The sequence below is a fragment of the Mycobacterium sp. 852002-51163_SCH5372311 genome (assembly GCF_001667115.1).
Taxonomy (GTDB): Bacteria; Actinomycetota; Actinomycetes; order Mycobacteriales; family Mycobacteriaceae; genus Mycobacterium.
In genome coordinates this window covers 32,811-54,742 of sequence record NZ_LZIJ01000080.1, presented here as the reverse complement: position 1 = coordinate 54,742, position 21,932 = coordinate 32,811, and the positions used below count along the sequence as shown (strand labels likewise).

The following is a 21,932-nucleotide window of genomic DNA, read 5'->3' as shown; positions in this document are numbered from 1 at the left end:
TCGGGACGCCGCTGGACCGGCCCCACCCGAGGAACCCCCACCCTTCTAACGGCGGGACCGGTTCACCCACCTGCGACGGCGAACAGCCGCCACTGCCCGGGCACGCCCTTGAGCTCATAGGCGCCGCGGTCCGCGAACTGCAGCCCCGACCCGATCACCAGATCGCGCAACGTGCGAGACACCAGCACCTCGTTGGGCCCGGCCAGCGCGCTCACCCGCGCGCCGATGTGCACCCCGATCCCGCCCAGGTCCTCACCGCGGACCTCACACTCACCGGTGTGCAACCCGGCACGCACCGCGATGCCCAACGCCTGCACCGCATCACGAATCGCCACCGCACAGCGGATCGCGCGCTGCGGGCCGTCGAACACCGCCAAAAAACCATCACCGGAGGTGTTCACCTCACGACCCCGAAACCGGGCCAGCTGCGCGCGCACTACGGCGTCGTGCGCATCGAGCAGCGCATGCCACTCCCGATCACCCAACTCAGCCGCCCGCCGCGTCGAATCCACGATGTCGGTGAACAACACCGTGGCCAAAACCCGATCATCGGCCACCTCGGCCTGCTCACCGGTCAGAAACTCCGCGATCTCCTGAAACGACGCTCGCCACGGCTCGACGAAGTGGAACACGTTACGGCCCGGTAGCTCAACGTATTTCGCGCCCGGTATGCGATCGGCGATGTACTTGCCCAACTCGGGCGAGATAAAGGCGTCGTCAGAGTGATGGACCACGAGTGTCGGAACGCGGACTGTGGGAAGCAATGCCCGCACGTCCATTTCATCCAGCAGCGGCCTCATCAAAGCAAACGTCGCGGGGCTTGCCGCCAGGCGTTCGTGTCGCGCCCAGGTTGCTCGAATCTCCTCGTTCCACGGCATGTCCGGATTCCCGAGATGCGCGAGCTTGCCCGTGCCCCACATGGCGGCCGCGGCGGTAGAGAGCTCCTCTGGCGTGGATCCCTCCGTGCGTTCAACAAGCGGATCCGCATAGCCGTCGAGCACGACCAACGCGGCGGTGCGGGATGGATGTGTCGCTGCGAAGACCGCCGATGACGCGAACGTGCCGTTCATCGCGATGAGGACCGCTTCGCCGCTTCCGAGTTCGTCCAACACGGCGACGATGCTGTCAGCCCATAACTCCAAGGTCGGGGGTGCGGGATCGGACACCCCCGTGCCCGGATGGTCGAAGAAGATGAATCGACCAAGCGAGGTCATCGCCTCGAGCCAGCCTTGGATATACGGCAGTTCGGTGAAGACCTCACAGTTGGTGAACGGGTTGGAGACGAACACGATGTCCCGCTCACCTTCCCGGGATGTGCGATACGCGACGCGCACATCGCCGTTCATCGCATAGCGCGTCTCCGAGAACATTGCGGAAGTCTAAGTCCCAGGGCCGGGCTTCCACAGCGTCTATGCTGCTCACGAGCGTGCTCTAGGAGTGTCCAGCAGCCAATCCGCAGATTTGGCTCTGAGCTGGCCTTCACCTAGACTCTAGGGGTTGCCTTGGGCAGACCTCGGCTGGTGCGTGCAAGCGCTATCGGCCCTGCGTGCCCTTCGGCAAAGAAAGACCGCGCACGTCAGGTTTCGGTGGGCTATGCGTTATCGAGGCCTACCACGTCTCCTGCCGTGCTCACGTCAACCAGGTCAGGAGATCTAGTGATTCAGCAGGAATCGCGGCTGAAGGTCGCCGACAACACCGGCGCCAAGGAGATCTTGTGCATCCGGGTGCTGGGTGGCTCGTCACGGCGGTACGCCGGCATCGGTGACGTCATCGTCGCCACAGTCAAGGACGCCATTCCCGGCGGCAACGTCAAGCGTGGAGACGTCGTCAAGGCGGTCGTGGTTCGCACGGTCAAGGAGCGCAGGCGTCCCGACGGCAGCTACATCAAGTTCGATGAGAACGCCGCGGTGATCATCAAGCCCGACAACGACCCGCGCGGAACCCGCATCTTCGGCCCCGTCGGCCGCGAACTGCGGGAGAAGCGATTCATGAAGATCATCTCGCTGGCCCCGGAGGTGCTGTAGATGAAGGTCCACAAGGGCGACACCGTGCTGGTCATCGCCGGCAAGGACAAGGGCGCCAAGGGCAAGGTGCTGCAGGCCTACCCGGACCGTAATCGGGTACTGGTCGAGGGCGTCAACCGAATCAAGAAGCACACCGCGATTTCGACGAATCAGCGCGGTGCCCGGTCCGGTGGAATCGTCACGCAGGAAGCCCCGATTCACGTCTCCAACGTGATGGTGGTCGACTCGGACGGCAAGCCCACCCGAATCGGTTACCGGGTGGACGAGGAGACCGGCAAGCGCGTCCGTATCTCCAAGCGCAATGGCAAGGACATCTGATGAGCACTGCAGAGAAGGTTCAGCCGCGCCTCAAGGTGCGCTACCGCAACGAGATTCGGGATGCATTGCACAAGCAGTTCGGCTACGGCAACGTCATGCAGATCCCGACGGTGACCAAGGTCGTCGTCAACATGGGGGTCGGCGAAGCCGCCCGGGACGCGAAGCTGATCAACGGCGCGGTCAACGACCTGGCGCTGATCACCGGGCAGCGGCCGGAGATCCGTAAAGCGCGAAAGTCCATCGCGCAGTTCAAATTGCGTGAAGGCATGCCGATCGGTGTCCGGGTTACCCTGCGGGGCGACCGGATGTGGGAGTTCCTCGACCGTCTCACCTCGATCGCACTTCCGCGTATCCGTGACTTCCGCGGGCTTTCGCCCAAACAGTTCGACGGGGTCGGCAACTACACGTTCGGACTGGCCGAGCAGTCGGTGTTCCACGAGATCGACGTGGACAAGATCGACCGGGTTCGCGGCATGGACATCAACGTCGTCACCTCGGCGACGAACGACGACGAAGGACGAGCGCTGTTGCGGGCCCTCGGCTTTCCGTTCAAGGAGAACTGAGCACATGGCTAAGAAGGCACTGGTTAACAAGGCGGCGAAGAAGCCCAGGTTCGCGGTGCGCGCCTACTCCCGCTGCAGCAAGTGTGGCCGCCCGCGCGCGGTGTACCGCAAGTTCGGGTTGTGCAGGATCTGCCTGCGCGAGATGGCGCATGCGGGCGAGTTGCCCGGCGTGCAGAAGAGCAGCTGGTGACAGGACACAGGGACTAAACCATGACGATGACGGATCCGATCGCAGACTTCTTGACCCGTCTGCGCAACGCCAATTCGGCGTACCACGACGAGGTGACGTTGCCGCACTCGAAGATCAAGGCGAACATCGCCGAGATCCTCAAAAAAGAGGGATATATCACCGATTACCGCACCGAGGACGCTCGGGTGGGCAAGTCGTTGGTCATTCAGCTCAAGTACGGGCCGAGCCGCGAGCGCAGCATCGCCGGTCTGCGCCGGGTGTCCAAGCCGGGGTTGCGGGTGTACGCGAAGTCCACCAACCTGCCGCGGGTGCTGGGCGGCCTGGGTGTGGCGATCATCTCGACCTCCTCGGGCCTGCTGACCGATCGTCAGGCAGCCAGACAGGGCGTGGGCGGCGAAGTCCTCGCGTACGTGTGGTGAGGGAGTAAGCATGTCGCGCATTGGTAAGCAGCCGATTCCGGTCCCCACCGGAGTCGACGTCACGATCGACGGCCAGAAGGTGTCGGTGAAGGGGCCCAAGGGGACCCTGGATTTCACTGTCGCGGAGCCAATCACGGTGGCGCGCAACGACGATGGTGCGATCGTGGTTTCCCGGCCCAACGACGAGCGGCGCAGCAGGTCCTTGCACGGCCTGTCCCGCACCCTGGTGTCCAATCTGGTCACCGGTGTGACTGAGGGCTACACCACCAAGATGGAGATCTTCGGCGTCGGATACCGCGTACAGCTCAAGGGCAGCAATCTCGAGTTCGCCCTGGGATACAGCCATCCGGTCGTGATCGAAGCGCCCGAAGGCATCACCTTCGCGGTGCAGACACCGACGAAGTTCTCGGTCTCCGGCATCGACAAGCAGAAGGTCGGCCAGATCTCGGCGAACATCCGCCGTCTGCGCCGTCCCGACCCGTATAAGGGCAAGGGCGTGCGCTACGAGGGTGAGCAGATCCGCCGCAAGGTCGGAAAGACAGGTAAGTAAACATGGCGCAATCAGTGGGGCAGAGCGTATCCGCCACCCGGCGAGTCTCGCGGCTGCGTAGGCATGCACGGCTGCGCAAGAAGCTCTCGGGTACCGCACAGCGTCCGCGACTGGTAGTGCACCGGTCGGCACGGCACATCCACGTGCAACTGGTGAACGACCTCAACGGCACCACACTGGCCGCCGCGTCGTCGATCGAGGCCGATGTGCGCGGCCTGGACGGTGACAAGAAAGCTCACAGCGTGCGGGTCGGCCAGTTGATCGCTGAGCGCGCCAAGGCAGCCGGCATCGACACCGTGGTGTTCGACCGTGGCGGCTACACCTACGGCGGACGCATCGCGGCGCTGGCCGATGCCGCGCGCGAGAACGGATTGCGATTCTGATGAACAACACAGGCTTGATGAACGAAAGGACCGCATAATGGCGGAGCAGTCGGCAGGCGCCGGAGAAACCCGCGCCGATAGCCGGGATTCGCGCGACAGCCGTGACTCGCGCGGCCGCCGCGACGGCGGCGGGGGCCGGGGGGGCCGCGAACGTGACGGCGACAAGAGCAACTACCTCGAGCGGGTCGTCGCTATCAACCGCGTCTCCAAGGTGGTCAAGGGTGGTCGTCGCTTCAGCTTCACCGCATTGGTCATCGTGGGTGACGGCAACGGCATGGTCGGTGTCGGCTACGGCAAGGCCAAGGAAGTTCCGGCCGCGATCGCCAAGGGCGTCGAAGAGGCCCGCAAGGGCTTCTTCCGCGTGCCCCTGATCGGTGGCACCATCACGCACCCGGTTCAGGGTGAGGCGGCCGCCGGTGTGGTGCTGTTGCGTCCGGCCAGCCCGGGTACCGGTGTGATCGCCGGTGGCGCGGCGCGAGCGGTACTGGAATGCGCTGGGGTGCACGACATTCTGGCCAAATCGTTGGGCAGCGACAACGCGATCAACGTGGTACACGCCACCGTGGCCGCGCTCAAGCTGCTGCAGCGTCCCGAGGAGGTGGCCGCCCGTCGCGGCCTGCCGATTGAAGACGTCGCTCCCGCCGGAATGCTCAAGGCGCGCCGGGAAAGTGAAGCCCTGGCCGCGGCCGCAAGCCGGGAGGCACAGCCATGAGCCAACTGAAGATCACCCAGGTGCGCAGCACCATCGGGGCGCGCTGGAAGCAGCGCGAGAGCCTGCGCACGCTGGGGCTGCGACGGATTCGGCATTCGGTTATCCGCGAGGACAACCCGCAGACCCGTGGGCTGATCGCGGTGGTGCGACACCTCGTCGAGGTGGAGCCGGCTGGAGGTGACGCGAAATGACGCTCAAACTGCATGACCTGCGGCCTGCCCGGGGGGCGAAGACGGCGCGTACCCGCGTCGGCCGCGGCGACGGCTCCAAAGGCAAGACCGCGGGCCGCGGCACCAAGGGCACCAAGGCGCGCAAGAACGTGCCGGTGACCTTCGAGGGTGGGCAGATGCCCATCCACATGCGGCTGCCCAAGCTGAAGGGATTCCGCAACCGGTTCCGTACCGAGTACGAGATCGTCAACGTCGGCGACATCAACCGGCTGTTCCCCGAGGGCGGCTCCGTCGGTGTGGACGAACTGGTGGCCAAGGGTGCTGTCCGCAAGAACTCTCTGGTCAAAGTGCTCGGCGACGGCAAGCTCACGGTGAAGGTGGACCTGTCAGCGCACAAGTTCAGCGGCAGCGCACGCGAGAAGATCACCGCCGCCGGCGGCTCGGTCACCGAGCTCTAGCCGGCTACCTCAACCGCGGAATCACTTCGGCGGCAAGGCGTTCCATCTGCTCACGGTTCTCCGCGACGTCGGGGCCGACGGGATTGAGCAGCAGCATCTGGGCGCCGGCGTCGATCACCTGACTGAGTCCTCGCACGACGTCGTCGGGCGTGCCGGAAACCGGCACCGCGTCGATGCCGGACATCTGGCCGTAGATGCGGCGCAGGCCGGCAAGCACCCGCTCGCGGGCGCGGCCGGCATTGTCGTCGACCGTCAGATAGACGCGTTTGCCGATGGTGAACCGGTCCGGGTCTTTTCCTTGCTCGGCAAGCTCGCGCCGGACCACGGCGACGGCCCCGGCAAAGGCGTCGGTGGACGACGAACCCGCGCCCAGGAACGCATCGCCGTGACGCACCGCCCGCGCCACCGCCTTTGGGGCACTGCCTCCGAACCAGATCGGCGGGTGTGGCCGCTGCACCGGTTTGGGCTGGATGGGCAGGTCGTCGACGTCGCGGAACCGGCCGTTGAACGTCACCCTGGCCTCCTCGGACCACGCCGCCTTCATCAATTCCAGGCCCTCGGTGAAATAGCTTATGTAGCTGGATTTCTCGGCGCCGAAGGCGGCGAATTTGCGGCTACCGCCGCCGGGCGCGACGCCGATGTCGAGCCGTCCGTGGCTGAGTCGGTCGACGGCGGTCGCGGCTGACGCCAACTGCAGGGGATCATGCAGCGACGTCACCAGGACGCCAACGCCCAGCCTTAGTCGCTCGGTGCAGGCCGCGCAGTAGGCCAGCAGCTCCATCGGTGCCAGCAACGGTGCCGGGCCGATGATCTGCTCGAGCGCCCAACCTCCTTCGAACCCGAGTTCCTCGGCGCGCGCCAGATACGCTTTCAGCCCCGCCGCATCGAATTCGTCGTAGTCGAACTGGGGAATCGCGATCGAAAACCTCACCCGACCACCGTACGTCGACATGGTGGCGACCCGCGGCGCCCGGCTGCGCCGCGCTTGCGATCGCCACGTCGACATGGTGGCGACCCGCGGCGCCCGGCTGCGCCGCGCTTGCGATCGCCACGTCGGTAGGCTGCAGAGCATGTTCGCCTTCCTGCCTTCTCTTCCCGGTGTCGACGACGTGCGTGCCCTGGCCCATCGCGTCGACACGGCGCGCCACCACGGCGTGCCCAACGGCTGCGTGCTCGAGTTCAATCTGCGTTCGGTGCCACCGGAGACGGCGGGCTTCGACCCGCTGGCGCTCATCACCGGGGGCGGCCGGCCGATGGCGCTGCGCGATGCCGTCGCCGCGATTCACCGCGCCGCCGAGGATCCCCGGGTTGCCGGGCTGATCGCTCGCGTGCAGCTTGCGGCGTCGCCGCCGGCGGCGGTTCAGGAACTTCGGGAGGCCATCGCCGCTTTCAGTGCCGTCAAGCCGTCGCTGGCGTGGGCCGTGACCTACCCGGGCACGTTGTCGTACTACCTGGCTTCGGCATTCCGCGAGATATGGATGCAGCCGTCGGGCAATCTCGCACTGGTCGGTTTCGCCAGCAACGCGATGTTCTTGCGCGACGCGCTGGACAAGGCCGGGATCGAAGCCCAGATTGTCGCTCGTGGTGAATACAAGTCGCGGGCAAGCCTTTTCACCGAGAGCGGCTTCACCGACGCACACCGCGAGGCCGTCACCCGCACGCTGGAGAGCCTGCGAAGCCAGGTATGGGAGGCGATCGCAAAATCGCGCAAGCTCGATGCCGGCGCGCTCGACGCCCTGGCCGACCGGGCTCCGCTGCTGCGGGACGACGCGGTCGCGTCCGGTCTAATCGACCGGATCGGTTTCCGCGACCAAGCCTATGGCCGGATAGCGGAACTGATTGGTTTCGAAGGTGATTCAGAGACGTTGCCACGGCTGTACCTGGCGCGCTACGCGGGAGCCCCCCAGTCGAGGCTGGCCCCGCCGGCGGTGCCGATTCCCGGCCGCCGATCCAAGCCCACGATTGCGGTGGTCACGGTCGCGGGCCAGATTGTCGACGGACGCGGCGGCCCCCAGTTCTTCCCGCTCGGCAACGCTCCCGCCGGCGCCGACACCATAGCGGCGGCACTGCGTGAGGTGGCCGCCGACGATGCGGTGTCGGCGATTGTGTTACGGGTGGACAGCCCCGGAGGCTCGGTCACCGCGTCGGAGACCATCTGGCGTGAGGTGGAAAGGGTGCGCGAGCGCGGCAAGCCGGTGGTGGTGTCGATGGGTTCCGTTGCAGCCTCCGGTGGCTATTACATTTCGATGGCCGCCGATGCGATCGTTGCCAATCCGGGGACGATCACCGGTTCGATCGGGGTGCTCGCCGGCAAGCTGGTGGTACGCGACCTGAAGGACCGGCTCGGAGTTGGGTCGGATACCGTGCGCACCAACTCCAATGCCGACGCCTGGTCGATCGACGCGCCATTCACGCCCGAACAGCAGGCTCAGCTGGTGGCCGAAGCGGACCTGTGTTACAGCGACTTCGTGGAACGCGTCGCCGAGGGCCGCAACATGAGCGTCGAAGCCGTGGAAGCCGTTGCGCGAGGGCGGGTCTGGACCGGCGCCGACGCGCACGAGCGAGGCCTGGTCGACGAACTCGGCGGGCTGCGAGCCGCGGTGCGCCGCGCCAAGGCACTGGTCGATCTGGACGAGGACGACGAAGTCCGCATCGTCAGCTACCCCGGCACCTCGTTGCTCGATATGGTGCGGCCTCGATCCTCGTCGCAACCGGCCGCTTCGTCGCTGCCCGAGGCGGTCGGCGCGCTGTTGAGCCGCTCGGTTGCAGGGATCGTCGAACGCGTCGAGCAGACGATGAGTGGTACCAGCGCGCTGTGGCTGGGGGACTCGCGCTTCTAACCCCTCAGACCGCCGCTGATGAAGATGATTTCTCCCAGAGGGTTGTCGTCTTCCGGAGCAGGGACGTCTAAACCGTTGCGTACGAACAGTTCTGACCGCGTCACTCCGTCGACCTTCCACCCTTTGGCGCTCAGGTAGTCCAGGACGTGGCTGCGTTCGCCGGTGTAGACCAGCGACGCCATGTCGATGTCCACGCCGTGGTCCCGCAGGGGATTGGGCATGTCCTGTGCTCGTGCGACATCGAAATCGATGATGCCGGGCACGAATTCGGTGGCGATGGTGCTGCCCGGAACGCTGAGCTCGGTGATGTTGTCGAACAGCCGGTCTTGGGCATCGGGAGGCAGGTAGATCAACAGGCCTTCGGCAAGCCACGCCGTCGGCGCTGAGGCGTCCAGGCCAGCAGCTTTCAGGGCTGCGGGCCAATCGGCGCGCAGGTCGATCGGAACTGTTCGCCGGGTGGCGGTCGGTTTGGCACCGATCTCGTCCAATGTGGTTGTCTTGAACTCGATCACCCGGGGCTGATCGATTTCGTAAACCACGGTGCCTACCGGCCAGGGCAGCCGGTAGGCGCGGGAATCCAGCCCCGACGCGAGGATCACCACTTGACGGACTCCGCCGCCTGTCGCCCCGACGAAGTAGTCGTCGAAGTACTTGGTGCGCACCGCCATCCCGTCGACCATCGCCTGCGCCCGCACCGGCGAAAAGTTCTCGATCGCCGTCAGGTCGAGTTCGCCGTCCATCATCTTGGCGAAGAAGTCCAGCCCGACGGCGCGCACCAGCGGTTCGGCGAACGGGTCGTTGATCAGGCCGCGCGAATCCTTGCTCGCCATCGCGCGGCCGGCCGCAACCACGGTTGCAGTCGCGCCGACGCTGGACGCCAGATCCCAGTTGTCGTCGTGAGCCCGTGCCATGAGGAAACCCTACCGAAGCGTGGCGGCGACGTAGCTGCCCTTCCCGAAGACCGCCGCCATCTCGTCGTCCGGGAACTCGAAACCGTTGTGCGCGTATAGCTCCCGGGCAGTGCGGGCGGTGACGTCCCAGCCGTGCGTGGTCAGGTAGTCGATGACGGTGTTGCGTTCGCCGTCGTACATCAGCTCGGACATGTTGATCCCGACTCCCAATCGTTTCCAGCGGTCGGAGAGTTGCTGCGCCCGCTCACTGAAGAACTGCTGAGGATCGGGGAGATGCTCGGTGGCCACCCGGCTACCCGGCGCGCTGAGCGCGGTGATGTTGTCGAACAACCGGTCCTGAGCTTCGGGCGGTAGATAGACCAGCAGGCCCTCGGCCGACCACGCGGTGGGTTGGTTGACGTCAAAACCTTGCTGCCGCAACGCCGCCGGCCAGTCGTCCCGCAGATCCACGCCGACCGGCCTGCGGACCGCCGCCGGCGCGGCACCGAGATCGGCCAGGGTCCGCGTCTTGAAGTCGATGACCTGCGGCTGGTCGATCTCGTAGACCACCATGCCGTCGGGCCAGCCCAGCCGGTAAGCCCTGGTGTCCAGACCGGAGGCCAAGATCACGGCCTGGCGAATACCCGCTGCGGCCGCCGAGTTGAAGAAGTCGTCGAAGAACCTGGTTCGGACGGTGATCTGTTCGTTCATCGCCTGGCGGGTGAACAGCGGGTCATCGTCGACAGGCATCTCGCCGTCGAGCATCCGGATGAACGGGTCCAGGCCCACCGCCCGCACGAGCGGGTCGGCCAGCGGGTCGTTCAGCAGCGCGTCGGGTCCTTGGGAGGCCCGGGCGCGTGAGACGGCGACCATGGTCGCTGTCGCGCCCACGCTGGACGCCGGGCCCCAACTGTCGCCGTCGGTTCGGCCTTTGTTCAGCGTGGCACTGACGTAGAACAGATCGGCCCGTGGCATGTCGTCGTCCTCGACCGGCGGGAGCCCGTTGGCTACCAACAGGTCCCGGGCGTTGATGGCGGTGACCTGCCAACCATGATCGGCAAGATAGGGCGCCGCCTCGTTGCGGTCGCCGAAGTACACGAGGCCGGTCATGTCGATGTCGAAGCCGTGCGCCCGCCACCGCTCGGAAATCATCTGCATGCGCTCTTTCATCTTCTGCTGATCGGCAGGGTCGACGTTGCTGACGCTTTCGGTGGCGAATCTGCTGCCCGGCGCACTGAGCTCGGTAACGGTATCCAGCAGTCGGTCCTGCGCGTCCGGCGGCAGGTAGCCCAGCAGCCCCTCGGCGCTCCAGGCGGTCGGTTGCGACGGGTCGAACCCCGCGGCGCGTAGGGCGGCAGGCCAGTCGTCACGCAGGTCGACGGCCACCGCCCGCCGGTTGGCGGTGGGTGCGGCGCCGAGCTCGGCCAGGGTGCGGGATTTGAATTCGATAACCTGCGGCTGGTCGATCTCGAAGACCAACGTTCGGGCCTGCCACGGCAATCGGTAGGCGCGCGAATCCAATCCGGAAGCCAAGATCACCACCTGCCGGATGCCGGCTTTGGTGGCTTCGATGAAGAAGTCGTCGAAGAACTTGGTGCGTACGGCCATGTTGTCGGCCATGCGGGTCATCGCGCCGGCAGAGCGGCCCGGGTGGTCCTTGTCGTCCAGCTCGGCCGGGTCCACTTCGCCGCTGGCCAGCCGGGTGAGCAGGTCCACTCCGACCGCTCGCACCAGCGGCTCGGCGAATGGATCGTTGATCAGCGGGTTGTCGGCTCGGGTGGCGATCGCACGGGCGGCGGCAACCATCGTCGCCGTCACCCCGACGCTGGATGCAAGGTCCCAGGTGTCGCCCTCGTACCTGATGGAACCGGTGGACGTCATGGTGCCCCCAAATAAGCTCAGTTGATACTTAGCCAATATAACAAACGCGTCGCGCGAAAGGTTCCCGCGGACTTGACGCAGGAGGCAACCTGGAGCGATGGCATACTCGGCGGCCGGCAAGCGGGTGCTCATCACCGGTGCCTCTTCGGGGTTGGGGGCGGCGCTGGCCAGGCAGCTGGCCGCCCGGGGTGCGGTGGTGGGCTTGGTCGCCCGTCGGCGCGATCGGTTGAGCGAGGTGCTGGCCGACTGTCGGCAGACGTCACCCGCCTCGGCGATGTGGCCGGCCGACTTGGCCCACACCGAAGCGTTGAGCAAGTTGGCGCTGCGGGCCTGGGATGGGCTCGGCGGCATCGACGTTCTGGTCAACAATGCGGCGATCCCCAAACGCCGGCCGGTCAGCGAATTGGCCCCCGGCGAGGTGGAGGCAGTCATGCGGGTGAACTTCTTTGCGCCGATGCGGCTCACGCTCGCCGTGCTGCCGCGGATGCTCGCGCGCGGGTCGGGCATGATCGTCAACGTGTCGAGCGTTGGGGGCCGTCTCGGGATCATCCATGAGAGCGCCTATTGCGCAAGCAAATTCGCGCTGTGCGGATGGAGCGAGGCGATGGCCGTCGACCTGCACAGCACCGGCATTGTGGTGAAGCTGGTCGAGCCGGGACCGGTCGACACCGAAATCTGGGACCAACCCGGCAACGAGGAACCGCTGTACCAGGGTCCCAAAGTGGCGGCCGATGAAGTGGCCGAGGGCATCATCGCGGCGCTTGGCGGCGACCGCTTCGAGCACTACGTCCCCGACATGAAGGCGGTCGTCGACGCCAAGAACGCAGACCTCGATGCGTTCATCGCCGGTGCTGCCTTGATGGCACCCCGATGAAGGCGCTGGTTTACGGTGTGCCACCGGAGCCGTTCGAGGTTCCCGAGAACGCCAACCTGCTGACCCAGAACTTGGCCCGCACGCCGACTGCGCTGCGGGAGATACCGGAACCGCGGCTGCTGCACCGTGATTGGGTGATCACCCGGCCGCGGCTGACCGGAATCTGCGGATCGGACTCCAAGCAGATCCTGATGGACTTCGGCGAAGACGACGTCGACAACGCGATGGCCGCGTTCTGTTCCTTTCCGCAAGTGATGGGTCACGAGGTGGTCGCCGACGTCATGGCAGTGGGACCGGAGGCGGGGGGCGTGCAGCCCGGGCATCGGGTGGTGCTCAACCCGTGGCTGTCCTGCGGGCCGCGTGGCATCGAACCACCTTGTCCCGCTTGCCAAACCGGAGATTACAGCCTGTGCTGGAGCTTCACCGACGGCGACATCAAGCCCGGCATCCACACCGGGGTTTCGGCCGACGTGACCGGTGGCTACGCCGAGCTGATGCCCGCACACGACAGCATGCTGTTCCGCGTGCCGGAGTCGGTGCCAGACGAGTTGGCCGTGTTCGCCGACCCGTTCTCGGTATCGCTGCACGCGATAACTCGCCACCCGCCGCCGCGCTCAGGGCGGGTTGTGGTGTACGGGGCCGGCTCGCTGGGGCTGTGCGCGGTGGCGATCCTGCGGACGCTGTACCCGGATGTGGCGGTGGCGGTGGTGGCGCGGTTCGCGGCCCAGGCCGAGCTGGCACGCCGGTTCGGCGCCGAGAAGGTGCTGGCGCACGAGCCGCGGCTGGCCGTCGTCGAGGAACTGGTCGCATGGGGCGGCGGCCGGTTGCGACAACCGCTGCAGGGCCTGCCGATGGCCTACCCCGGCGCGGTCGACGTCGTCTACGACACGGTCGGCAAGCCGGAGACGTTCGAAGTGGGGGTGCGGGTGCTGGTTGCGCGGGGGACGCTGGTGAAGACGGGCGTCCACGCGCCCGGCCGGTGGGAGTGGAGTCCGCTGTACTTCAAGGAGATCAGCTGGGTCGGTTCGAACGCCTTCGGCTTCGAGGAGGTGGAGGGGGAGCGTAAGCACGCGATCGCGCACTACCTCGATCTGGTCTCGGCGGGCCGAATCGACTTGCGGCCCATGCTGACCCACACATTCCGGCTGGAGCAGTGGCGGGATGCGTTTCTGGTGATTGCCAACCAAGGCGAGAGCGGTGCCGTGAAAGTTGCCTTCGATCAGCGCTAGGCCGGACGGGTGGCGAGATAGTAGGTGAGTCGTCCCACGAACCGGTGGCGCTGCGTGGCGACTTCGGTGCAGTCGAATCCGGCCGTCTCCAGTAGCCGCGGAATCGCGTCACCGAGGTTGCCTGTCGCGTGGGGGCTGTGCTTGACGAGCCGCGCTGCCAGGCCGTCGTGAGCGGTCATGTTGCCGCCCATGTCCACCAAATGAAGTCGACCCCCGGGACGCAGCACGCGGAAGATCTCCGCCGCCGCGGTGGGTTTCGCCTCGGCGTCAAGATGATGCAGCATCATCGACGACAGCACCCGGTCGAATTCGCCGTCGGCGTAGGGGAGTCGTTGGGCGTAGCCGTGTTCAAAGCGGATCCCCGTCAATCGGCGAGCCTTGCGCTGCGCCCGACTGAGCGCTCGGGGGTCGGGGTCGCATCCGATCAGCTCCACGCCGGGGTGATCGCGTTTCGCTCGGGTGACGAGATTGCCCGTGCCGCAGCCAATGTCGAGCACGCGGTGGCCGTCGCTGAGTTCGGCCTGGGCGATGAGCTCTTGATAGACACGGTTGAAGCCCATGAGGCGCGTCAAAATGTCATAGCCCGGCAGCAGCGCGTCGTGGCCGGCCGCCGGAAGGTAGTCATGTGGATGATGTTTGACCATAGATTACATACTGTGCCATTGCATGGCTACATAATTGAGTGATCATTGGCTAAAGTAGGACGATTTTTGGGGAATGGTATGACGCAGGCGACACGGGTTATCAGCCATCGGGACGGTGTGCCCGTCTACCAGTACCGGACTGATCCCAACGTTTCCCCCGTATCGGTGCATCGGCACCCCCATGGCGGTTCCGGCGACCTCGGACGCCACATTCACGATTTCCCCGCGCTCTGGTACGTCCCCTCGGCGGGCATGGTGTTCGTGGCGGCCGCCGGTGAGGTGCTCGATCCCGGGCAACTGCAACGCCTGGATGACGGGGTGGCGGTGTTCTTCGATCCCGCCGCGCTGGGCGAGGACGGGCGATCGCCGTGGCCGGCGTGGCGGGCTCACCCGCTGCTGTTCCCGTTTCTGCACGGTCAGTCGGGCGGCTTGCTGCGGCTGGAGATCCCCGCGGCCCGAATACCATTCTGGGACAACGCGATCCAGTCGATCGAGGGGGAACTTAGCGCCGGGCAGGAGGGCTATCGGCAGGCGGCGCTGGCGTACTTGACGTTGTTGCTGATAGATCTCGCACGCCTAGCCCGCGACCTGGTAGCCGATTTGCGGCGTAGTGGTGAACCGCTGCTGGCCGACGTGTTCGCGGTGATCGACGCACGTCACACCCAACCGTTGTCACTCCGCGACGTGGCGAGAGAACTGGGCATGACGCCGGGGCATCTGACCACCGTCGTACGTCGCCGCACCGGACGCACCGTGCAGGAGTGGATCGTCGAGCGCCGGATGGCCGAAGCCCGCGGACTGCTGAGCGAGACGGACCTTCCGGTGGCGGAGGTAGCCCGTCGGGTAGGGGTGCCCGACCCCGGCTATTTCAGTCGGCTCTTCACCAGGGCGCACGGTATCTCACCGCGCAACTGGCGACGGTATAGATGAGCGCGCAGCACTGTCGTGTCCGCGTACTGCGCGTTGCGTGTGGACTGGCGGCGTTGAGTGTGAACTGACGGCTTTCGTTGTGAACGCCGGGCCGGGGAAGCGGCACGAATTTCCGCCCAGGGCTCACGCGCAAATCCCTGCATTCACGCCCAACGCCGAGGATTCACAACCAAAGCCGAGATTGAGAACGCGCCCAATCGACAACCGTTGCGCGCCAAAGGAGTTGTCGCTGCGAGGCGGACAAAAAGGTAAGTGTCTCCCGCGCCGAGGCCAATGTGGCGGATGTGACTCGGCGCGGCGGCGAGGGCCACCCGCTTCAGAGCGGATCAATGTCCAGCCAGTGGTCGATTTCGAAGCGTTCCGCGACGGCGCTCAATCGCGCCCCGCCGCGACCCGGATAGTGGGCGGGTATCACCGCCGCCCGGGCCTCGACAGCCTCGGTGAAGAGACGCCGGCGGGTACCCGCGGCGGCCGCTCCATCCACGTCGAATGCGCAGGGCTGATTGGGTAGTCGAACCTGCAGCGGGCTGTGCGTGAGATCGCCGACGAAGACCGCCGGCTCACCCGCATCCAGCCACAGGACCGAGGAGCCCGGGGTGTGTCCGGGCGCGGGCCGTAGTCGCAGCGACGGACTGACCTGATAGTCGTGAGACCAGTGGACCAACTGACCTGCATCCCTGACGGGCAAAACGCTGTCTGCGAACATCAATTGGTTGCCGCGCTGTTGGGCCGCTTCTGCTTCGGTGCGCGGCGATTGCCGTGCCGCCGGCCCGTCGGGTTCGAAGTAGTGGTAGTCGGCGGCGGGCACCAGATATCGCGCGTTGGGAAACGTCGGCACCCAAGTTCCGTTGTCCTGCAGGGTGTTCCAGCCGACGTGATCGGAGTGGATGTGCGTGTTCACCACCACGTCCACGGCGTTGCGGTCGATGCCCGCCGACCGCAGTGCGGCCAGGAACCCGGTGTTCAGGTGGTCCAGAGGCGGCATATGCGGACGCGCACGGTCATTGCCGACGCCGGTGTCCACAACAACGGTCAAGCCGTCGACCTCGATGACCCAGCTCTGGATCGCGATGTGGCATTGGTCGGTGTCGGGGTTGAAGAAATCCGGCACCAGCAGGTCGGCGTTCTCCCGCCATACCGACGGAGTGGTCGACGGGAAAACACGGGTGCCCAGGTCGAATTGCAATTCCACTACGCGCGCGACACTCGCGGATCCCAGCCGCAGCCGATTCATCGCTACATCGGGTTGGCGCGCAGATAACCGTAGACGCCGGCGAAGTTGCGGTTCACATCCTCGGGAAGCAGCACCGGACCACCGAGAGCCCTTGCACCCCAGACGATTTGAGCCGTACGCTCCACCAGCGCGGTGATGTGCAGGACCTTGTCGGGCCGGGGGCCCACGGCCACCAGGCCGTGGTTGGCGATCAGCGCCGCGCCACGGCCGTCCAGCGCCTTGACCGCGTTGACACCGACCTCGGGTGTGCCCGACGCGGCGTACTCGGTACAGCGGACGTCCCCGCCGCAATAGACCGCGAACTCGTCGATACATGCCGGAATCGGCTCATGCGCGATGGCGAACATGGTCGCCCACACCGGATGACTGTGAATGACGCTGCCGATGTCGTCGAACGCCTGGTAGCAGGCCAGGTGCAGCTTCATCTCCGTCGACGGCATCCGACCGTCCTTGGCCTGCAGTACAGCGCCTTCGGGATCCACTACCACGAGGTCGTCGAGCTCCATGTCGGCGTAGTCGACCGACGACGGCGTGATCACCAGGCTGCCGTCCTTGCGCCGGGCCGAAATGTTGCCGGCCGTTCCCTCGACGAGGCCGCGACGCAGCATGTCTTTGGCGGCCGCCAGCACCGCGGACTCCGGGTCGTCCACGAATTTCATAACCCCAGCACCTCCGGGTTGACGATGTGGGCCGGCATCGTGCCGGACAGCAACGCTTCCAGGTCGTCAGCGACCATCTGCGCCTGCCGCGCCTCAGTGTTCCACGTGGCCCCGCCGATGTGTGGGGTCAGGACGACGTTCGGCATCGCCACCAGCGGGTGATCGGTCGGCAGCCATTCGCCGACGAAGTGGTCCAGGCCGGCCGCGGCCACCTTGCCGCCGCGCAGGGCGTCGACCAGCGCGTCGGTGTCGTGGAGCTGGGCCCGCGCGGTGTTGAGAAAGACCACGCCGTCGCGCATCGAAGCAAACTGCCCGGCGCCGATCATCCCGACGGTGTCGTCGGTGACCGGCGCGTGCAACGAGATGACGTCGGCTTCGCCCAGCAGCTCGTCGAGGCTGTGCCGGGCTTCGTGGTTGTACGGGTCGTAGGCGATGACATTCATGCCCAGCCCGGCCAGCCGCCACCGCAACGCGCGGCCGACGGCGCCCAGGCCGACCAGCCCGGCGGTGCGACCGGCGATCTCCCAGCCGCGGAAGCGCTGGTAGGGAAGAACGCCATCGCGAAAGATGTTGCCGGACCGGACATCTGCGTCTGCGGTCAGCAGGTGACGGGTCGCGGCCAGCAACAGCGCCACCGTCATCTCGGCCACCGCATCGGCGTTGCGGGCCGGGGTATTGAGCACCGGGATCCCGGCGGCGGTTGCTCCGGCGACGTCGACGTTATTGGGATCGCCGCGGGTGGAGGCGATCGCCCGCAACTCCAGATCAAATACCCGCCCTGAAACCGAGTCGCTTTCCACCACAACGACATCGGCGCCTTCGTCAGCAATGCGTTCGGCCAGCTGCTCGGCGCTGTAGATCCGCAGTGGGTTCTGATCGAGCTCAGTTATCCAAGGGTCGTAGACCACGTCGGCCAGCTGCCGTAGCTTGTCGAAACCCGGTCCTCTCAGCGGAGCTGTCACCAGAGCGCGTGGTCGAGACGTCACGAATGCCAATGCTGGCGTACGGTGGCGCCCGTGTCACGCGAAGACCTCACAATCGGCATCGACATCGGCACCACCGGGGTCAAAGCGGTTGCCGCCGACGAGAACGGTGACGTGCGGGCGCGCGTCCGGATTCCCCATCAGCTGCGCGTGCCGGCACCCGACTTGCTGGAGCACGACGCCGACGAGGCATGGCGGCGCGGTCCGTTGGCGGCGCTCGACCAGCTGGCCCTACCCGGGGGAGCGCCGGCCCGGGCGATGGCGGTTGCGGCAATGGTGCCGTCGATGACCGCCGTCGACTCCGGCGGCCGGCCCATCTCACCGGGCCTGTTGTACGGCGACGCCAGGGGACAGGGTGCCGGCACCGCAGACCAACGGGCCCTACCGCTGCCGGCGGTCGGCGAGGCCGCCGAGTTTCTGCGCTGGACAGCCGCCCAGGCGCCAGGCGCGGCCGGATACTGGCCGGCAGCGGCGGTAGCCAACTATGCGCTGTCGGGTGAGGCGGTGATCGACTCCGCCACCGCGATCACCAGCCTTCCGCTGTTCGACGGGACCGGCTGGGATGCGGCGGCCTGCGCCGACTGCGGCGCGACGGTGGACCACATGCCCCGGGTGGAGTCGTTCGGCGTTGCTGCTGGACAAGTCCACGGCACCGATTCGGTGCTGGCCACCGGCGCGGTCGATGCCCTGTGCGAACAGTTGGTCGCCGGTGCCGACCGTGAGGGCGAGGTGCTGGTGCTGTGTGGCACCACGTTGATCGTGTGGACCACGACCTCGGGAACCAGACGCGTTCCCGGGCTGTGGACCATCCCGCACACGGTTGCCGGGCTGAGCAAGATCGGGGGAGCCAGCAACGCCGGCGGGCTGTTTCTGGAATGGGTGAATCGCCTTGTCGCACCGGGCGATCCGGCGGCCGATGCGCAGCACGCGGATCCACGGCGGGTGCCGGTCTGGTCGCCGTATATCCGCGGTGAGCGCACACCGTTCCACGATCCTCACCGCCGGGCAGTGCTGGATGGGTTGGACCTCACCCACGACGCCGCATCCGTGCGGCGCGCCGCCTACGAGGCTTCGGGTTTCGTGGTCCGGCACCTGATCGAGCTCAGCGGGGCCCCGGTGGCTCGCATCGTGGCCGCGGGTGGCGGCAGCCGGGTACTGCCCTGGATGCAGGCCATCGCCGACGCCACCGGCCGGCCCGTGGAGGTGTCCGGGGTGGCCGAGGGAGGGGCACTCGGCGCGGCCTTCCTCGCCCGCATGGCGGTCGGCCTGGAAACGACCATCACCGACGCCGGGCGCTGGGCCCGGGTCGAGCACGTCGTCGACCCCCAGCCGACGTGGGCGACGGCCGTGGCCGACCGCTATCGGCGGTTTCTCGAGCTGAGCGACCAGGCATCTGCCGAAGTCTGAGGCGAGAGCTGCTGTCTCGTTCTAGGCTTGCGGGATGACCGATCACGATCGCACCGCCGTCCGTCGCGAGATTGCAGATGCCCTGCTCAAAGCCCTTGAGCGTCGCCACGAGATAGCCGACGTCGTGGTGGAGTCGCCGAACAAGGCGGCCGCGATCGAGACGATCGTAAAATTGCTGGACACCTCCCACCAGGCCGCCGAAGCGGTGATGAGCATGAGGTTCGACCAGCTCACCCAGGATGCTCGCCGCAAGATCCTCGCCGAACTCGACGACCTGAACAAGCAGCTGAGTTTTGCGCTCAGTGACCGGCCGGCGAGCTCGGGGGAGAGCCTCGAGCTGCGGCCCTTCTCGCCGGACGAGGACCGCGACATCTTTGCCGCGCGCACCGAGGAGATCCGAACTGCCGGCGACGGATCCGGCAGACCAGCCGGCGACCTCGACGACGAGATCCGTTCGGCGCTGCGCCGCGTCGATGCCGAAGAAGCGGCGTGGTTCGTGGCCGTCGACTCCGGACAGAAGGTCGGAATGGTGTTCGGTGAGCTCGTCCACGGCGAGGTGAACGTCCGGATCTGGATCCATCCCGAGCATCGGAAGCGGGGCTACGGCACCGCCGCGCTACGCAAGTCGCGCTCGGAGATGGCCTGGTTCTTCCCAGCCGTGCCGCTGGTCGTCCGCGCGCCCGCGGCTAACCCCGGCTAAGTCCGTTGTGCCCGTTGGGGTCTCGGGCTGAATATGGCATGGCAACTTCTAGGGAACGGTGGTCAAAGTGAGTCGTCAGTGGTATGAGCATCCCTCGCTTGTTCTGCAACTCAGAGCGCTGGCGGGCCTGCGCGACGACCTGCGCAACCACAACTTGTTCGAAGGCGACGGCATTCGCCCCAAAGAGGACCTCGGAGAGCCCACCGAGGAAGTCAAGCGTGCGCGCACCCCGGACGGGACATTCAACGACCTGTCCGATCCGTGGATGGGCTCCAAAGGATCGGGCTTCGGGCGCAATGTCCCGCTGGCCAAGACCGTCACCGACACCAAGCGGATACTCGACCCCGATCCACGGGTGGTCAGCCGGCGCCTGATGGCGCGTGACGAATTCAAGCCCGCCGGAATCATCAATGCGCTGGCCGCGGCCTGGCTGCAGTTCGAGAACCACAACTGGTTCTTCCACGGTGACGGTGTGGCGGACAAGACGATCGACATCCCTTTGCGCCAAGGTGACGACTTCCCGCAGAGCCCGATGCGCATCCGCTGCACCATCCCCACTCACGGGGAGATCGTGGACGGCTGTCCGGCACCGGTGTTCGGCAATGTCGAAACCCATTGGTGGGACGGTTCGCAGATCTACGGCAGCGGCACGGAACGTCAAGCCGAGGTGCGCACTTTCGTCGACGGCAAGATCAAGGTCGGCGGCGACGGCAGGCTGCCGAAGAGCGACATCCCCGGTATCGATCTCACCGGCATGCGGGAGAACTGGTGGGTCGGCGTCGGGCTGTTGCACACCCTGTTTGCCCGCGAACACAACGCCGTATGTGACGAAATGAAGAAGGCGTACCCCAGCTTTGACGATCAGCGCCTCTTCGAGTTGGGTGTCCTGGTGGTCTCGGCGCTGATCGCCAAGATCCACACCATCGAATGGACGACCTGCGTACTGCGCCACCCCGCGCTGCAGATCGGCATGAACGCCAACTGGTTCGGCGCTCTCGGCGAGACATTCAAAGACCGGATCGGCCGCATCGGCGACAGCGAGGCACTGTCGGGCATCATCGGATCGTCAACCGATCACCACAGCGCACCGTTCTCGCTGACCGAGGAATTCGTCTCGGTCTACCGCATGCACCCGCTGATTCCCGACGACTGGAACTTCTTCTCGCTGGAGACCGGCGAGCATCTCGAGAAGCGCGACTTCACCGAGCTGCAAGGGCGTTTCACGCGCGACTTCATGGACCGCATGGAGATGGGCGACATGTGGTATTCGTTCGGCCTGGCCAGTGCGGGCGCGGTTTGCCTGCACAACTACCCGAACGCGTTGCGCAAGCTGACCCGCGTCGACGGGCAGATCACCGACCTGGCGACACTGGACATTGTGCGCGACCGGGAACGCGGGGTGCCGCGCTACAACGACTTTCGCGAAGCCCTGCGGATGCCGCGCCGCAAGACCATCGACGAAATCACGCCGAACAAACAATGGGCTGCCGAGATCAACGAGATCTACAACGGCGACGTGGATTCCGTCGACCTGCAGATCGGCATGCAGGCCGAGCAGCCACCGAAGGGTTTCGGCTTCTCCGACACCGCATTCCGCATCTTCATCCTGATGGCATCGCGGCGGCTGAAGAGCGACCGGTTCTTCACCAACGACTTCCGGCCCGAGGTTTACACCCAGGTCGGATATGACTGGGTGAACCATACGACGATGAAAGATGTGCTGCTGCGCCACTATCCGGAGCTACAGCCGGTGATCGGCGATGCCGAGCGGATCTTCGCGCCGTGGCCGAAGCTGGGTGCAGCGGTGGAAGGCAAGAAGCATCCCGTGCTGCGCCTTGCCGACTCCGTCCGCGCCTACATGCCCTGGGGGTAGG

At 66.2% G+C, this 21,932-nt stretch carries 25 protein-coding genes and 1 pseudogene; 17 read left to right on the top strand and 9 right to left on the bottom strand.

Annotated features, from left to right (window positions below):
* Positions 1-62: 62 nt before the first annotated feature.
* Entirely contained in the window at positions 63-1,370 is a 1,308-nt protein-coding gene (locus A5791_RS10995; protein ID WP_067235447.1) for an adenylate/guanylate cyclase domain-containing protein, read from the bottom strand.
* 285 nt (positions 1,371-1,655) lie between these two features.
* Between A5791_RS10995 and rplN the strand changes: the two genes are divergently transcribed.
* The 10 genes from rplN to rplO are packed head-to-tail and all read left to right on the top strand — an operon-like array spanning position 1,656 to position 5,787.
* Positions 1,656-2,024 (top strand): 50S ribosomal protein L14, encoded by a 369-nt coding sequence (rplN, locus tag A5791_RS10990; RefSeq protein ID WP_003403649.1) that lies wholly within the window; start codon positions 1,656-1,658, stop codon positions 2,022-2,024.
* Positions 2,025-2,342 (top strand): 50S ribosomal protein L24, encoded by a 318-nt coding sequence (gene rplX / locus A5791_RS10985; protein WP_067235443.1) that lies wholly within the window; start codon positions 2,025-2,027, stop codon positions 2,340-2,342. It abuts the gene before it with no gap.
* Positions 2,342-2,905 (top strand): 50S ribosomal protein L5, encoded by a 564-nt coding sequence (gene rplE / locus A5791_RS10980; RefSeq protein WP_067235440.1) that lies wholly within the window; start codon positions 2,342-2,344, stop codon positions 2,903-2,905. Before rplX ends, rplE begins: the two co-directional genes overlap by 1 nt.
* Before the next feature lie 4 nt (positions 2,906-2,909).
* The gene (locus A5791_RS10975) at positions 2,910-3,095 is read left to right on the top strand and encodes a type Z 30S ribosomal protein S14 (protein WP_067235436.1); all 186 of its coding nucleotides are present in this window, start codon (positions 2,910-2,912) and stop codon (positions 3,093-3,095) included.
* Positions 3,096-3,115: 20 nt separating this feature from the next.
* Positions 3,116-3,514 carry a 30S ribosomal protein S8 gene (gene rpsH / locus A5791_RS10970; RefSeq protein ID WP_067235432.1) on the top strand — a complete coding sequence of 133 codons (399 nt, stop codon included), beginning with the start codon at positions 3,116-3,118 and terminating at the stop codon, positions 3,512-3,514.
* 10 nt (positions 3,515-3,524) lie between these two features.
* Positions 3,525-4,064, top strand: coding sequence for a 50S ribosomal protein L6 (gene rplF, locus A5791_RS10965; protein WP_067235427.1), 540 nt, complete (start codon positions 3,525-3,527; stop codon positions 4,062-4,064).
* Between the two features lie 14 nt (positions 4,065-4,078).
* Entirely contained in the window at positions 4,079-4,447 is a 369-nt protein-coding gene (gene rplR / locus A5791_RS10960; protein WP_082966864.1) for a 50S ribosomal protein L18, read from the top strand.
* A gap of 37 nt (positions 4,448-4,484) precedes the next feature.
* On the top strand, positions 4,485-5,159 hold the full coding sequence (rpsE, locus tag A5791_RS10955; RefSeq protein WP_067235420.1) for a 30S ribosomal protein S5: 675 nt from the start codon (positions 4,485-4,487) through the stop codon (positions 5,157-5,159).
* A complete protein-coding gene (gene rpmD / locus A5791_RS10950; protein ID WP_067235417.1) occupies positions 5,156-5,350 on the top strand; it encodes a 50S ribosomal protein L30 in 195 nt (64 codons plus the stop codon). The genes rpsE and rpmD overlap by 4 nt, the downstream gene beginning before the upstream one ends.
* Positions 5,347-5,787 carry a 50S ribosomal protein L15 gene (gene rplO / locus A5791_RS10945; protein WP_067235414.1) on the top strand — a complete coding sequence of 147 codons (441 nt, stop codon included), beginning with the start codon at positions 5,347-5,349 and terminating at the stop codon, positions 5,785-5,787. The genes rpmD and rplO overlap by 4 nt, the downstream gene beginning before the upstream one ends.
* Positions 5,788-5,791: 4 nt before the next feature.
* Here rplO and A5791_RS10940 read toward each other — a convergent pair whose 3' ends face one another.
* Positions 5,792-6,718: an LLM class flavin-dependent oxidoreductase gene (locus tag A5791_RS10940; RefSeq protein ID WP_067235498.1), complete on the bottom strand. Its 927-nt coding sequence runs from the start codon at positions 6,716-6,718 to the stop codon at positions 5,792-5,794.
* A 139-nt stretch (positions 6,719-6,857) separates the two neighbouring features.
* On the opposite strand from A5791_RS10940, the gene sppA reads away from it, so the two are divergent.
* On the top strand, positions 6,858-8,627 hold the full coding sequence (gene sppA / locus A5791_RS10935; RefSeq protein ID WP_067235496.1) for a signal peptide peptidase SppA: 1,770 nt from the start codon (positions 6,858-6,860) through the stop codon (positions 8,625-8,627).
* On the opposite strand, the gene A5791_RS10930 is transcribed toward sppA, so the two are convergent.
* From A5791_RS10930 to A5791_RS27190, 3 genes and pseudogenes are all read right to left on the bottom strand, one after another.
* On the bottom strand, positions 8,624-9,538 hold the full coding sequence (locus A5791_RS10930) for a class I SAM-dependent methyltransferase (RefSeq protein WP_067235411.1): 915 nt from the start codon (positions 9,536-9,538) through the stop codon (positions 8,624-8,626). The genes sppA and A5791_RS10930 overlap by 4 nt on opposite strands.
* Before the next feature lie 9 nt (positions 9,539-9,547).
* Entirely contained in the window at positions 9,548-10,456 is a 909-nt protein-coding gene (locus A5791_RS27195) for a class I SAM-dependent methyltransferase (RefSeq protein WP_067235493.1), read from the bottom strand.
* A pseudogene (locus A5791_RS27190) lies at positions 10,457-11,398 on the bottom strand (class I SAM-dependent methyltransferase); the annotation flags it as partial. It lies immediately after the preceding gene.
* A 97-nt stretch (positions 11,399-11,495) separates the two neighbouring features.
* Between A5791_RS27190 and A5791_RS10915 the strand changes: the two are divergent.
* Both A5791_RS10915 and A5791_RS10910 read left to right on the top strand, forming a co-directional pair.
* Entirely contained in the window at positions 11,496-12,272 is a 777-nt protein-coding gene (locus tag A5791_RS10915) for an SDR family oxidoreductase (protein WP_067235408.1), read from the top strand.
* Positions 12,269-13,501: a zinc-binding dehydrogenase gene (locus tag A5791_RS10910; protein ID WP_067235404.1), complete on the top strand. Its 1,233-nt coding sequence runs from the start codon at positions 12,269-12,271 to the stop codon at positions 13,499-13,501. The genes A5791_RS10915 and A5791_RS10910 overlap by 4 nt, the downstream gene beginning before the upstream one ends.
* On the opposite strand, the gene A5791_RS10905 is transcribed toward A5791_RS10910, so the two are convergent.
* On the bottom strand, positions 13,498-14,145 hold the full coding sequence (locus tag A5791_RS10905) for a class I SAM-dependent methyltransferase (protein WP_067235400.1): 648 nt from the start codon (positions 14,143-14,145) through the stop codon (positions 13,498-13,500). The two genes, A5791_RS10910 and A5791_RS10905, sit on opposite strands and share 4 nt — an antisense overlap.
* Positions 14,146-14,223: 78 nt before the next feature.
* Between A5791_RS10905 and A5791_RS10900 the strand changes: the two genes are divergently transcribed.
* Positions 14,224-15,075, top strand: a complete 852-nt coding sequence (locus tag A5791_RS10900; protein ID WP_067235396.1) for an AraC family transcriptional regulator — start codon at positions 14,224-14,226, stop codon at positions 15,073-15,075.
* A gap of 316 nt (positions 15,076-15,391) precedes the next feature.
* Here A5791_RS10900 and A5791_RS10895 read toward each other — a convergent pair whose 3' ends face one another.
* The 3 genes from A5791_RS10895 to A5791_RS10885 are packed head-to-tail and all read right to left on the bottom strand — an operon-like array spanning position 15,392 to position 17,954.
* Complete coding sequence (locus tag A5791_RS10895; RefSeq protein ID WP_067235392.1) at positions 15,392-16,309, bottom strand: MBL fold metallo-hydrolase; 918 nt, start codon at positions 16,307-16,309, stop codon at positions 15,392-15,394.
* Between the two features lie 2 nt (positions 16,310-16,311).
* Positions 16,312-16,968, bottom strand: coding sequence for an L-fuculose-phosphate aldolase (locus A5791_RS10890; protein WP_067235389.1), 657 nt, complete (start codon positions 16,966-16,968; stop codon positions 16,312-16,314).
* On the bottom strand, positions 16,965-17,954 hold the full coding sequence (locus tag A5791_RS10885; RefSeq protein ID WP_067235491.1) for an NAD(P)-dependent oxidoreductase: 990 nt from the start codon (positions 17,952-17,954) through the stop codon (positions 16,965-16,967). The genes A5791_RS10890 and A5791_RS10885 overlap by 4 nt, the downstream gene beginning before the upstream one ends.
* Before the next feature lie 30 nt (positions 17,955-17,984).
* Between A5791_RS10885 and A5791_RS10880 the strand changes: the two genes are divergently transcribed.
* The 3 genes from A5791_RS10880 to A5791_RS10870 all read left to right on the top strand — a co-directional run bounded on the left by A5791_RS10880 (position 17,985) and on the right by A5791_RS10870 (position 21,931).
* Positions 17,985-19,358 carry an FGGY-family carbohydrate kinase gene (locus A5791_RS10880; protein WP_067235489.1) on the top strand — a complete coding sequence of 458 codons (1,374 nt, stop codon included), beginning with the start codon at positions 17,985-17,987 and terminating at the stop codon, positions 19,356-19,358.
* A 34-nt stretch (positions 19,359-19,392) separates the two neighbouring features.
* Complete coding sequence (locus tag A5791_RS10875; RefSeq protein WP_067235386.1) at positions 19,393-20,058, top strand: GNAT family N-acetyltransferase; 666 nt, start codon at positions 19,393-19,395, stop codon at positions 20,056-20,058.
* 67 nt (positions 20,059-20,125) lie between these two features.
* Positions 20,126-21,931, top strand: a complete 1,806-nt coding sequence (locus tag A5791_RS10870; RefSeq protein ID WP_067235485.1) for a peroxidase family protein — start codon at positions 20,126-20,128, stop codon at positions 21,929-21,931.
* Position 21,932: the final 1 nt, after the last annotated feature.